Source organism: Peptoniphilus vaginalis (assembly GCF_900176605.1).
Taxonomy (GTDB): Bacteria; Bacillota; Clostridia; order Tissierellales; family Peptoniphilaceae; genus Peptoniphilus_A; species Peptoniphilus_A vaginalis.
The window spans coordinates 439,387-451,776 of the sequence record NZ_FXLP01000004.1; the positions used below are offsets into that span (position 1 = coordinate 439,387).

The 12,390-nt window shown below is 36.9% G+C and carries 11 protein-coding genes; 5 read left to right on the forward strand and 6 right to left on the reverse strand.

The window, feature by feature from the left end; translation table 11 throughout:
* Window position 1 precedes the first annotated feature (1 nt).
* The 4 genes from clpX to CAN42_RS03440 all read left to right on the forward strand — a co-directional run bounded on the left by clpX (window position 2) and on the right by CAN42_RS03440 (window position 5,232).
* Window positions 2–1,219 (forward strand): ATP-dependent Clp protease ATP-binding subunit ClpX, encoded by a 1,218-nt coding sequence (clpX, locus tag CAN42_RS03425; RefSeq protein ID WP_062572275.1) that lies wholly within the window; start codon window positions 2–4, stop codon window positions 1,217–1,219.
* A 46-nt stretch (window positions 1,220–1,265) separates the two neighbouring features.
* Window positions 1,266–3,599, forward strand: a complete 2,334-nt coding sequence (gene lon, locus CAN42_RS03430) for an endopeptidase La (protein ID WP_085875543.1) — start codon at window positions 1,266–1,268, stop codon at window positions 3,597–3,599.
* On the forward strand, window positions 3,586–4,182 hold the full coding sequence (gene yihA, locus CAN42_RS03435) for a ribosome biogenesis GTP-binding protein YihA/YsxC (RefSeq protein WP_085875544.1): 597 nt from the start codon (window positions 3,586–3,588) through the stop codon (window positions 4,180–4,182). Before lon ends, yihA begins: the two co-directional genes overlap by 14 nt.
* A 186-nt stretch (window positions 4,183–4,368) precedes the next feature.
* Complete coding sequence (locus CAN42_RS03440; protein WP_085875545.1) at window positions 4,369–5,232, forward strand: DUF1002 domain-containing protein; 864 nt, start codon at window positions 4,369–4,371, stop codon at window positions 5,230–5,232.
* 57 nt (window positions 5,233–5,289) lie between these two features.
* Here the strand turns inward: CAN42_RS03440 and CAN42_RS03445 are convergent, their stop codons facing one another.
* A complete protein-coding gene (locus CAN42_RS03445) occupies window positions 5,290–5,808 on the reverse strand; it encodes a nitroreductase family protein (RefSeq protein ID WP_085875546.1) in 519 nt (172 codons plus the stop codon).
* A 718-nt stretch (window positions 5,809–6,526) separates the two neighbouring features.
* Between CAN42_RS03445 and CAN42_RS03450 the strand changes: the two genes are divergently transcribed.
* Window positions 6,527–7,189, forward strand: a complete 663-nt coding sequence (locus CAN42_RS03450) for an S-layer homology domain-containing protein (RefSeq protein WP_085875547.1) — start codon at window positions 6,527–6,529, stop codon at window positions 7,187–7,189.
* A 115-nt stretch (window positions 7,190–7,304) separates the two neighbouring features.
* Here the strand turns inward: CAN42_RS03450 and CAN42_RS03455 are convergent, their stop codons facing one another.
* Genes CAN42_RS03455 through CAN42_RS03475 form a run of 5 tightly spaced genes read right to left on the reverse strand, consistent with a single transcriptional unit; the run spans window position 7,305 to window position 12,215 of the window.
* Window positions 7,305–8,744, reverse strand: a complete 1,440-nt coding sequence (locus tag CAN42_RS03455; RefSeq protein WP_085875548.1) for a bifunctional metallophosphatase/5'-nucleotidase — start codon at window positions 8,742–8,744, stop codon at window positions 7,305–7,307.
* Window positions 8,741–9,553 carry a phosphonate ABC transporter, permease protein PhnE gene (gene phnE, locus CAN42_RS03460; RefSeq protein WP_085875549.1) on the reverse strand — a complete coding sequence of 271 codons (813 nt, stop codon included), beginning with the start codon at window positions 9,551–9,553 and terminating at the stop codon, window positions 8,741–8,743. Before phnE (CAN42_RS03460) ends, CAN42_RS03455 begins: the two co-directional genes overlap by 4 nt.
* A gap of 1 nt (window position 9,554) precedes the next feature.
* Window positions 9,555–10,376, reverse strand: a complete 822-nt coding sequence (phnE, locus tag CAN42_RS03465) for a phosphonate ABC transporter, permease protein PhnE (protein WP_085875550.1) — start codon at window positions 10,374–10,376, stop codon at window positions 9,555–9,557.
* Window positions 10,373–11,137, reverse strand: coding sequence for a phosphonate ABC transporter ATP-binding protein (phnC, locus tag CAN42_RS03470; protein WP_062572263.1), 765 nt, complete (start codon window positions 11,135–11,137; stop codon window positions 10,373–10,375). The genes phnE (CAN42_RS03465) and phnC overlap by 4 nt, the downstream gene beginning before the upstream one ends.
* A 40-nt stretch (window positions 11,138–11,177) precedes the next feature.
* On the reverse strand, window positions 11,178–12,215 hold the full coding sequence (locus CAN42_RS03475) for a phosphate/phosphite/phosphonate ABC transporter substrate-binding protein (RefSeq protein ID WP_085875551.1): 1,038 nt from the start codon (window positions 12,213–12,215) through the stop codon (window positions 11,178–11,180).
* Between the last annotated feature and the right edge of the window lie 175 nt (window positions 12,216–12,390).

Here is a 12,390-nt window from a genome sequence, read left to right on the forward strand (position 1 = left end):
TATGTCTAATACAGATGAAATTTTAAGATGTTCATTCTGTGGAAAAACGCAAAACCAAGTGAATAGATTAATTGCCGGACCTAATGTCAATATCTGTGACGAGTGCATAGAGAGATGCCACACAATTCTAGAAAATGAAGTGCCTAATGAAATCAGCAAGGACTTTGACCTTAAAAAGCCTGCTGAGATTAAGGAAATCTTGGACCAATATGTTATAAAGCAAGAAGACGCTAAACGTGCTCTTGCTGTTGCAGTATATAATCACTACAAGAGAATTTCATCAACTAGGAAGGTGAGCAGTGACATTGAACTTCAAAAGTCCAACATCCTTATGATTGGACCAACAGGTTCTGGTAAGACCCTACTTGCGCAAACTCTTGCTAGACTTTTAAATGTTCCCTTTGCCATTGCCGATGCCACAACTCTAACTGAGGCTGGCTATGTAGGTGAAGATGTTGAAAATATTATTTTGAAACTTATTCAAAATGCTGACTACGACATTGAGAGGGCAGAAAAAGGGATTATATACATTGATGAGATAGATAAGATTGCTAGAAAATCTGAAAATGTATCTATAACAAGAGACGTAAGTGGAGAAGGTGTTCAACAAGCCCTCTTAAAGATTATCGAGGGAACTGTTGCTAATGTTCCTCCGCAAGGTGGAAGGAAGCATCCTTCACAAGAATTTATTCAAGTTGATACCTCTAACATCCTATTCATTGTTGGTGGTGCCTTTGACGGAATTGACAAAATTATAGAGAACAGGACTGCCAAGTCTTCTATGGGCTTTGGATCAGAAATTGTAGATAAGAAAGCCAAGCAAGAAAATATTTTACAAAAGGTTGAAACAGAAGACTTATTGAAGTTTGGTTTGATACCAGAACTTATTGGTAGACTCCCTGTTACTATTACTCTTGAAGAGTTAGATGAAGAGGCTCTAGTTGAAATTTTAACTAAGCCAAAGAATGCCCTTGTAAAACAATACAAGGAGCTTCTAAAGTTTGATGACGTTGACTTAATCTTTGATGACGATGCCTTAAATTATATTGCTAGAAAGGCAATAGAAAAGAAGGCTGGAGCAAGAGGACTAAGGGGCGTTATTGAAAACACAATTATGAATGTCATGTATGAAATCCCTTCAAGAGATGACATCAAAGCAGTTAAAATAACAAAAGAATCAGTAGAAGGAACTGCACCTGCTGAATTAATAAAAAAATAAATAAATAATTAGCCGTGCTTGCCACGGCTTTTTTAGAAGGTGAAAAATGGATAAAATTAAATTACCACTTATCCCACTTCGAGATCTAGTTATCTTTCCCCACATGGTGATGCACTTTGATTGTGGGAGAAAAATTTCTCTAAATGCAATTGATGCCGCAGAGATGAAGGATTCAAAAATATTTTTGGTTGCTCAAAGAGAACTTGAAATCGAAGACCCAAAGAGGAAAGACCTCTTTGACATTGGGACTGTGGCTACTATAAAACAAATTTTAAAACTGCCTGGTGGAATTGTCAGAGTCCTTGTTGAAGGTGAAGAGAGGGCAAAAATTTCTAAGCTTGATATCACAGAAGAGATGATTGAAGCAAAAATTGAAATCCTTGAGGACAAGGAAAGTGACTTCACAGAAGAGGAAGAGATTGAAGCAGCCCTTAGGCTTGCCCTTAGCGATTTGGAAGCCTACTCATCTCTTGATGACAAATTCTTCCCAGGACTTATTTCAAATATTGCAGACACAGATGACCCATCAAGATTTATTGACACAGTTGTGGGATATTTGAATTTTAAATTACAGGACTATCAGACACTTTTAGAAACAACAGATATCTACGATAGACTTGTGGTCTTCCACGAGATTATGAAAAAGGAAATTGAAATTCTCTCTATAGAAAAGAATATCAACGACCAGGTTAAAAAGAAAATGGATGATGTCCAAAGGGAATACTATCTCAAGGAGCAGTTGAGGGTAATCCACAAGGAGCTTGGCGATGGAGAAGACGAAGCTGAGATAACAGAGTCCTACAGAAAAAAAATTGAAGAGAAGGCCCTTCCTGATGAAGTTAAGGAAAAGGCCCTTAAGGAAGTCAAGAAGCTTGGCAACTTGAACTCACAGTCACCAGATTATTCTCTCTTAATAAATTATCTTGACTGGGTTCTCGACCTACCTTGGCTTGAATCTGGAGATGAAAAGAGGAATATCTCTGATGCAAGAAAAATTTTAAATGACGAGCACTATGGACTAAAAAAAGTTAAGGAGAGGATCCTAGAATTTATTGCCGTTAGGATTTTATCTGGCGACAAGGGTAGGGGACCAATCCTCTGCCTAGTGGGACCTCCTGGAGTTGGAAAGACTTCCATCGCTCAGTCAATTGCAAATTCTCTTAACAAGGAATTCGTCCGTATGAGCCTTGGCGGAGTAACTGACGAAGCAGAGATAAGGGGCCATAGGAGGACTTATATTGGAGCTCTTCCTGGAAGGATTATTTCTCTCTTGAAGAAGGCTGGCAAGAATGATCCAGTATTTTTATTTGACGAGATAGATAAGGTGGGCAATGACTTCAAGGGCGACCCTGCATCAGCTTTACTAGAAGTTCTTGACCCAGAACAAAACAATTCCTTTACAGACAGGTACTTGGAACTTCCCTTTGACCTATCAAAGGTATTTTTCATTGCCACAGCCAACACAACAGCGACTATACCAAGACCCCTACTCGATAGGATGGAAGTGATTCAACTTGAAGGCTACACTCCTAACGAAAAATTCAATATTGCAAAAAAATATTTAATTTCAAAGCAAATTGAAGAAAATGGACTTAAGAAAGAAAATATAAGTATTTCCGATAGGGCAATCAAGGACATAATAGATTACTACACTCGTGAGTCTGGAGTAAGGGGACTTGAAAAACGAATTTCAAAAATTGTGAGGAAGGCTGCCCTAAAAATTGTGGAAGAAGACTTAGACAAGGTTGCTGTTTCTACGAGAAATATTGAGGACTTCCTTGGAGAAAAAATTTACAGGATTTCTGAAGCAGAAAAAACTCCTGAAGTTGGTTCAGTAAATGGACTCGCTTGGACAGAGGTTGGTGGAACAAGTCTAGTCATAGAAACTACAGTTATGCCAGGCAAGGGCAAGCTCACCCTAACAGGATCCCTTGGAGATGTGATGAAGGAGTCAGCCATAGCTGCCATCTCTCACATTGCATCTAATGCAGACAAGTTTAAGCTTGATCCAAACTTTAGAAGCACAACAGACATCCACATCCACGTGCCTGAAGGAGCAGTGCCAAAGGATGGTCCATCAGCAGGGATTACAATAGCCACATCAGTCCTATCTGCCCTAACAAAGAGGCCAGTTAAGAATGACGTAGCTATGACTGGAGAGATAACTCTTCGTGGCAAGGTCCTTCCAATTGGTGGCTTAAAGGAAAAACTTTTGGCAGCAGAAAGATATGGAGTTAAGACTGTAATCATTCCAGAAGATAACAGGAGAGACTTAAAGGAAATTGAAGAAGAAGCAATAAAGAGATTAGACGTTAGACCAGTTTTCAAGTTTGAAGAAGTTGCAGAGATTGCCATAGGTGATTTTAATGAAGATAAATAAGGCAGAACTAGAAAAAGTTGCAGTAGAAGAAAAGCAATATCCAGACACAAGCATCAAGGAGTTTGCCTTTGCAGGCAGGTCCAATGTTGGCAAGTCATCTTTTATAAATGCAATGTTAAACAGAAAAAATCTTGCGAGAACTTCATCAACACCAGGCAAGACTAGGACCATTAACTTTTACAGGGTTAATGATGACCTAAGGCTTGTTGACTTGCCAGGCTATGGCTACGCAAGGGTTGCCAAGACTGAAAAAGAAAAGTGGGCAGGCATCATAAACGGGTATCTTGAACATAGGGACAACTTAGTTGAAACAATCCTACTTGTTGACATAAGACACGAGCCAACAGCCCTTGACAAGCAAATGTATGACTACATCATTGAGTCGGGTTTCTCGGGAATAGTCATCGCAACAAAAAAAGACAAGATAAAAAAATCTCAAGTAGATAAACACATTTCAGTAATTGCCAATAAGCTTGGCGTTAAGCACAGGGAGAATATAATTCCCTTCTCATCATCAAAGAAGGATGAAGTAAAGGATATGTGGTTTATCTTCGAAGATATGTTGAGATTTCATGAAGAATAAAAACTAAGAGCTGGGTGACTGGCTCTTATTTTCTTGAAAAAATTTAAAAAATATAAGACAAGACTGATTAAAATTTGTGAGCTCACAAGATTTTAAAAAATTCTTAATGAGTGATGGATAAATTTCACATATTTTTTAAGTATTAATCATATATAAATGTTATCATAATAAAAAATGGAGGATGTTATGAAGATAAAAAATAAAATTTTAGTGGCATCACTTTCTCTTGCCCTCTTGCCAGGCTTTGTTTTTGCCAAAGAAGGGGACGAGATTGTAACACTTGGTGCCGACTTAAAGGAAAGTCAAAAAAGTGAAATGCTTCATGAGATGAAGGCAAGCGAAGATGCAAAAGTAATCGAAGTTACTAATGCAGAAGAGTACAAGTATCTTGGAGATGTTTTGTCATCAAAGGAAATTGGCAACAAGGCAATCTCCTCTGCCATTGTGAGATATGAAAAGGCAGGCAAGGGACTTACTGTCGAGCTATCAGACAACATAAGAGTTGTAAAGGAAGATGCTTTTATCAATGCCCTTAACACTGTAGGGATTGAAGATGCTGATATTTATGTAACTGCACCAGGAAAGGTAAGCGGGACAGCAGCCTTGACTGGAATCCTAAAGGCTTATGAAGCTAACACAGGCAAGGAACTTCCAGAAAACCTAAAGAAGGTTGCCAACGAAGAGCTTGTTGTTCAAACCAAATTATCTGAAGAACTTGGCGACCAAAAGACTAACGATATAATTTATGAAATCAAGGACGCCATGGCAAAGAATATGCCAAAGAACGATAAAGAAGTCAGACTTATCATCGAAAGTGTTGCTAAAAGTGGTGATATAAATCTTACAAAGGCACAAGAGGACAAGCTTGTTGGACTCTTTAACAATATGAAAAATGCCAATGTTGATTGGGACAGGTTGGCTGATACTGCCGTTAAGTACAAGGACAAGGCTGCAAAATTTTTAAACTCTCCTGAAGGAGAAAAAGCCGTTAAAAACACAAAGAGCTTTTTGGAAAAATTAATAGACTTTATTGTCAGCTTATTTAAATAAAAAGGTGATGTTGCAGAGTAGAATCATCTATTCTGCAACACCGCCTTTTTGTTTTATTTAAAAGTTGTTGTAGTGTACCTTTGAAGATACGTCAAATTCTTCGTGGTCTTTTGTGCCAGATTTTTTGTAGCCAATTGGGATTAGGCATTGGGCCCTGTAAGGTTTTTTCACACCAAAGTTTTCTGCGAAGTATTCTTCATAAGAAATCTTGCCGGCAGTGTTTCCTTCTCTAACGTTGATCCAAGAAGATGAAAGTCCTTCGTCTTCAAGTAGGAGTTGGAGGTAGGCTGCTGTAAGTGAAGCTTCTTCTACCCAAGTCTTGCAAATATCTGTGTTGGCTATGACAATTACAACTACTGGAGCTTCTTTAAGGTAAAGGGTTGCGAAGGAGTCCATGTTGGAAAGCTCTTCAATCTTTTCCTTGTCGTCAACTACTATAAATTCTACTGGATGGGAGTTGCCGTTGCTTGGTCCCATGGATGCGTACATTAAAAGTTCTTCTAACTTTTCTCTGTCAACTTCTTTGTCTTTATATTTTCTAACGCTTCTTCTTTTCAAAATTATATCTTTTAACAAAATATCACCTCTCTTATCATTCTACCATAAAAAGACCTCTAGGCAAGTATATGAAAATATATTCATAATATTCTTAATAGGCAGGCTTAAAGACTTGTGTAGTATTGAAAATAAGCTAATATAATTAAAATAAAATTCCTTGAAAATATTTTCATAAAAGCGTTGACAAAAATAATTATCTAAAGTACAATATACATGAAGTGAAAACTTCATCATCTTTTTTCTTCCCTTAGAGAACAGTTATTGAATACATAATCTGTTCTCTTTTTATTTGCCCAATTTTAAGAGATAAGTTAAGTGGCATAAGTTTATAAAAGGAAAGAGCCTTATAACGAATTTAAAGTTTATAAATTTTATCTTATGGAGGAGTTATAATATAAACTCTTCTTTTTTTTAATTGCAAATTAATTAAAGTTAGTAAAAGGAGATTCATTTTTAATTTATTATAAAGTCATAATTATTTACAAAGTCATAATTATTTACAGAGCAATAAGATTTTACAAGGTTGTAGATTTTTATAAAGTTATAAATTATCACAAGTTTTTTCTATCTTACAAGTTAAATGCAAGGACAAAGTGGTAATTTATTATATTTATGATAATAAATGAAGCAATATTGCATGAGTGTTACACCAAAAAATCCTTTGTAACAGAAACTTAAAATAGAAAACCTGTTAATTAGCGGGCTATGATATATAATAAAAGTGAAGGTGATTAAGATGAAGATTTTTAAAAAGACTTCATTGATTATTATCTCCTCAGCATTGATTTTGACAAGCACTGTATCTGCAAGAACTTTTAGAGACACAAGAGGTCATTGGGCAGAAGCTTCAGTCGATTTTATAACTGACAAGAAGATTATGTCTGGTTACCAAGATGGAACTTTTAAACCTAATGAAAATATGTCAAGAGCAGAGTTTTATGCCACTGTAAATTCTCTAGTGGGATATGATAAGACTTATACTGTGACTTTTTCTGATGTAAGTACATCTGATTGGTTTTACACTGATGTAGCTAAGGGAATAAAGGCGGGTTACATTACACCAACTACAGGTAGGCTAAATCCAAATAGGGAAATTACACGAGAAGAAGTTGCAGAAATTCTTGGGTATGTATATTCGCTACCACCGAAGGAAGCTTCAACAAATGAGTTTGGCGACAGGGCAAGGATAAGCCCTTCGGCAAGGGGTTATGTAGGCGCCCTTGTGGATGCAGGGATTCTAAGAGGTTACTCTGATGGTAACTTTCATCCCTCAAGATCAATTAGGAGGTCAGAAGCTGCTACGCTTTTTAGGTCGATGATTTCTAATTACAACTATCCACAAAAGAAGGCTCTAAATAATAGCAAGATTAAATTTGGAGGCAGAAATCTTTATGAATAAGACAGGCGACTGTCTTATTTTTTTGTCTCAATTTATTGTAATCTTTTTAAATCATAAGCTGTAAATCAATAGCAAAAAAATAAAGAGACCGAAGTCTCTTTTGTAATGTATGTTTTTATAATTTTCTAAAATAATCTAGCAAGATCTCTGATGTTTCCTTGTCGTAATTTTTTATTACTTTAAGGTCCTTATACATATCGAAGCCACCAGCTCCTGTTGCCCTGTAGTTGTTCATAACAAGGGAGAACTTGTCTGTGTCTTTAACCGCCTTGCCCTTAAAGAAGATTTTGCCAATTCTCTCGCCAACTTTTTTTGTTAGGTCCTTTTCAAAGTCTATGCCATAGAAGTAGTCAAAGTTGTAGTGCTCTTTCTTTGGCTCCAAAAACTTCTTTGAAATCTTATAGGCCCCATCATACTCGATGTAGGAAAAGTTTTGTTCTAGGGCAGCTCTAAGAGCTTTGCCGTCGATTTCAAGTACCACTGTTGTGTTAGGGAACCTGTAAGTGTTTAGGACGTCTCTTGTGGTCAAGTTCTTCTTTAGACCTGAGATAACATTGGCAAAGGAAGTGATTGAAATATCTGCTCCTGTGTAGTCCAACTGGATCTTGTTTATTAGGTCTGCAAGGTCTGATCCCTTAAGAGCCATTTTTATCCTGTCCTCTGGCAAGTAGTCACGGCTAAGTTTTGCTATTGGGACATCGAGATAGTCTTGGACTTTTTCTTCTACGTCCCTATATTTTTCTATTAGCTTGTTTTCTCCAAGCTTTGGCTCTATGAAGGAAGCCTTCATTTCTTTTGTGGCAAGGTCAACTTCAACTAGGGCAGCCTTTGCTCCATTAGCTGGAGTTTCAATAGCAAGGGTCTTACCAATGTAAGCAGAAATCTCCATGTGTTGGTGACCTGCCAAGATTAGATTGAAGTCCAATTCTCTTGCAAGCCTTCCACCAATATTTTCTGTGGTCTCTGAAAGTTTCTTGCCGCTTTCTAGGTCAATTTCGTAGCCACCATGGTAGATTAAAATATTAAAATCTGTATTTGCTTTTTTAAGTCCATCAAGGGCCCTCTTGGCTCCTTCAAAGGCATCTGTGATTTCAAAGTTCACGAGATTTTCTTTTCTCTCCCAGAGGTTGACCCAGTCTGTAACCACGCCTGCAATTCCAATTTTGTAGCCAGCAATTTCTTTTATGGCAAAGGGCTCAAACTTAATTTGACCAGTCTTATCTTTGACGTTGGCACAAAGCAACTTGCCCCTCATATTTTCCACATAAGTCTTTAGGTAGTGGTAGCCATAGTTGAAGTCGTGGTTGCCAAGTGTGTAGTAGTCTACATTTTGCATTATGTCTGCCACCACATCTGAGTTTAAATTTTCTTTTACATAATAGGCGAAGGAAGACCCCTGAAGGATGTCTCCTCCGTCAGTTAGGATGGTCTTATCATCTTTTTTTATCTTATTTAAAAGGGATAAGTATCCTGTGTTTTTTTCTTCTCTATCAAGATAGTCTGTTGGGAAAAAATATCCATGCAAGTCTGATGTGTGAATTATTTTTAAAATCATTTTTCACCTACTAATTTTGCCCTTATTTTTGTTGAGAAGTACTCAATAAATAAAACAAGAACAATTAGTCCCAAGAGGATGGCACCAACTTCACGCCACTTGTAGGAGTTTATAGCGAACATAAGTGGTGAACCAATACCACCTGCTCCAACAAGCCCAAGGACTGAAGCATCTCTTAAATTTATGTCGAAACGATAAATTGTTGTTGATGCGAAGTTGGCAAAAAGTTGTGGAATTATACCAAAGCGAATCTTTTGGAAGGTTGTGGCCCCAATTGATGAGAAGGACTCTAGTATTGCCTTGTTAAGGTTCATTATGTTATCTGAAAATAATTTTGTAAGCATACCAATAGATGTAAAGGACATAGTCATAAGGCCTGCAAAGGGACCAGGTCCAGTAACTCTAATAAACATTAGACCGTAAACAATTGATGGAATTGTTCTTATTAAGATAATAAGAAGTCTAACTAGATAAGCTAGGGGAGCTGGAACAATATTTGATGATGCCAAAAAGCTAAGTGGCATAGCAATTATTGCTCCCACAAGTGTACCCAAGAAGGCTATACAAATAGTTTCAAGTAGGAGGTAAGGAACTCCCTTGGTAGTTAGGTTAAAGAGCATGTCCCTATTGGGGTTAAAAATCCCCTTAATAATATTTTTGGCTACTTCCATCCCATCTTTTGTTGCAGAATCAAAATTAATTACAGAAGATGACCAGATTATCATAAATAAAACCACTGCCACAATCATCAAGATGTAGACATGATTTTTTGGTTCTGATTTTAGTTTTTCTATTGCTTTTTCTGACATATTAATTCAACTTTCTTCTAAAGTAGGAGCTGATATTCTCGATGACAAATACTGTTATAAGTAGCATCAAGAGTATCATGCCCACACGGTTGTAGTCTCTCCAGTTAATATTTTCGTTAATAAGAAGTCCTAGTCCACCGGCACCAACATAACCAAGGATGGCAGCATATCTTACGTTACCTTCAAAGTTATAAAGGGCAGTTGATAAATAAAAGGGAAGAATCTCTGGCACAATAGATTTGAAAAATGCCATAGTCCTAGTGAAGCCCATGGAGATCATTGCCTCAAAGGCTCCCATATTTACTGTTTCAATTTGCTCAAAAGTTAACTTTCCAACATAGGAGAAGGAAAATAAAAATATGGCAACTGTACCAGCAAAGGCACCAAGTCCAAAAATATAAGTTGCTATAAGTGCAGATACAAGGGTTGGAATGGTACGAAGGATTGAGAAAAGTAATTTTACAATCCAGTTTATGACCTTGTTATTTACCATGTTGTTTGATGCCAAGAAGGCAAAGGGCATTGCCAAAACTGCACCCAAGAAGGATCCCAAGAAGGACATCTTTATTGTGTCGAAAAGTGGTCCCACAACTGAAGGGAAGTAGGAGAAGTTTGGCTTAAACATTGGAGATAAAATGGCAGAAAGCTTGTGAATATTTTTCACAAGACTTGTAAGTGAAAAATTTGTAACCTTTACTGAAAGGATGGTAAATAGAAGCAAGAGTATAAGTATAGGTAGTGTCAAAGTTGGCTTCTCATAGACTTCTTTACCAGACTTTAAGGTATGTTTTTTTGGTTTAAAAATTTTGTAGTAGAGGCTCATACTTCCTCCATTTTTATTTCTTCAAAGGAATCTCCGTAAATAGATTTTAAAACCTTATCGTCCACATCCTTGGCTGGACCATAATAAATTATCTCTCCATCACGAACACCAAGAACTGTTGAAGCATATTCAAGGGCAAGCTCAACGTGGTGGATATTTAGTAGGATAGTGATTCCAAGATTTTCGTTGATTTTTTTGAAATAATCCATAACCTGTCTTGCAGTGACAGGGTCAAGGCTTGCAACAGGTTCATCAGCTAGGATAATACTTGGGTTTTGGACAAGAGTCCTAGCAAGGGCAACCCTTTGTTGTTGACCACCAGATAGGTTGTCGGCCCTTTCGAAGGCCTTGTCAAGTATGTCAACTTGTTCAAGGGCTTCAAGAGCCTTTAGCTTACATTCCCTTGGATAAACTCCTAGAAGGGATTGGATGGGATTTAAATCAGGAACAAAGGAAGACATTACGTTTTTAATAACAGAAATTCTCTCAACAAGGTTAAAGGATTGGAAAATCATCCCAATATTTCTCCTAAACTTGCGAAGGTCCTTTCCCTTTAGAGATTTCACATCAACTCCATCAACAGTAAGAGTCCCTGCATTAATGTCGTGCATCTTATTTATAGTTCTAATTAGGGTAGACTTACCAGCACCAGACCTTCCTATTATGGCAACGAACTCGCCGTCATTAATAGTCAAGTTAATATCTTTAAGGGCCTTAAATCCACCAGGATAAACTTTATCTACATTCTTAAATTCAATCATAATTCTCCTCATAAAAAAGAGCTTCTAATGAAGCCCTTTCTTAATTTTTAAGTTCTTTTAATAATTTTTGTGCTTCTCTTTCACCGTCATAGTTCTTGTCATCAGCAACCTTGTAACCTTCATGGCTGTAGATAGCAATTATATCTTTTCCTTCTTTACTTTCACCGATTTCAATGAAAGAATCTTGAAGAGCTTTTTTGAAGTCATCTGTCATAATTTCTGAGTTCTTAGAAACTGAAATTGTATCGTTGTAAATTTTATCAGATGCACCAATTACATTTGTTTCATCCCAAATAGACTTAGTTCTACCAAATTCTTTTTGCCATTTTTCAGCGTTGTCCATTCTCACATCAGAGAAACCTACCATAACATCAACTTGGCCAGAAGCAAGTCTTGCCACTGAAGATGGGTAAGAGTCAGCTTGAACAACTGAAGGAAGATCTGTTAGGCCCTTTTGATAATTCTTTTGTAACCATAGGTATGGGTAGATGTAACCAGCAGATGAAGATGATCCCATTACAGACCATTTAGCACTTGCAAGGTCTTCCCAAGTTAACTTTTCGCCCTTATTTACTTTTGCAGCAAGTTCTTGACCCTTTGCAGATGGACCAGCGATTATAAGTGATCTATAAAAATCAACTTGGTCGTCAATCTTTTCTGTAGGCTTCTTGTCGTTCCATTCCTTTGGATCTTCAGAATCAATAGATAGTCCCTTTCTTGTTGCAGTAAGAAGAACTTCAGCGCCATCATCGTAGATAGCATAAGTTCCACCAGGGATAAATCCAACATCAACTGAGCCAGCACTTAGGGCTTCACCAGTTGATTCGTAGTTAGTACCAACTGTGATGTCAATATTTTTGACATCGTAACCTTTTTCAGCAAGCTTAGCCTTTAAGATTTCCTTAAGTGGTTCAGTCTTAGTTACAATTTCGTCAGGTTCTCTTGAAGGAACAAATTGAATTTTTAAATTTTCAATTACATTACCTTCGCCATCAGCTTTAGCCTCTTTCTTGTTACCACCACAAGCAGTAAGAGTCATTAGCATTGCAAGTAGCAATACCAACCATGTTTTTTTCATAAAATACCTCCAAAAAATTTTCGTGGGACTACCCACCAACAAAGTTTTGTCAAATGTATTATACCAAATAAAAGAAAAAATAAATTAAAGACTATAAAAAAATTAAAAATTGTAGCCAATTTTTCTTAAGCTATTAAATTGAGGCGACATATTTAATTTGATATAATTTCTCTAA

Coding starts and splice junctions, on each gene's coding strand:
- phnE (WP_085875549.1), bottom strand. CDS start 9,553: ATGTCAGAAAAAGCAATAGAAAAACTAAAATCAGAACCAAAAAATCAT.
- CAN42_RS03455 (WP_085875548.1), bottom strand. CDS start 8,744: ATGATTTTAAAAATAATTCACACATCAGACTTGCATGGATATTTTTTC.
- CAN42_RS03475 (WP_085875551.1), bottom strand. CDS start 12,215: ATGAAAAAAACATGGTTGGTATTGCTACTTGCAATGCTAATGACTCTT.
- CAN42_RS03450 (WP_085875547.1), top strand. CDS start 6,527: ATGAAGATTTTTAAAAAGACTTCATTGATTATTATCTCCTCAGCATTG.
- clpX (WP_062572275.1), top strand. CDS start 2: ATGTCTAATACAGATGAAATTTTAAGATGTTCATTCTGTGGAAAAACG.
- phnE (WP_085875550.1), bottom strand. CDS start 10,376: ATGAGCCTCTACTACAAAATTTTTAAACCAAAAAAACATACCTTAAAG.
- lon (WP_085875543.1), top strand. CDS start 1,266: ATGGATAAAATTAAATTACCACTTATCCCACTTCGAGATCTAGTTATC.
- phnC (WP_062572263.1), bottom strand. CDS start 11,137: ATGATTGAATTTAAGAATGTAGATAAAGTTTATCCTGGTGGATTTAAG.
- yihA (WP_085875544.1), top strand. CDS start 3,586: ATGAAGATAAATAAGGCAGAACTAGAAAAAGTTGCAGTAGAAGAAAAG.
- CAN42_RS03440 (WP_085875545.1), top strand. CDS start 4,369: ATGAAGATAAAAAATAAAATTTTAGTGGCATCACTTTCTCTTGCCCTC.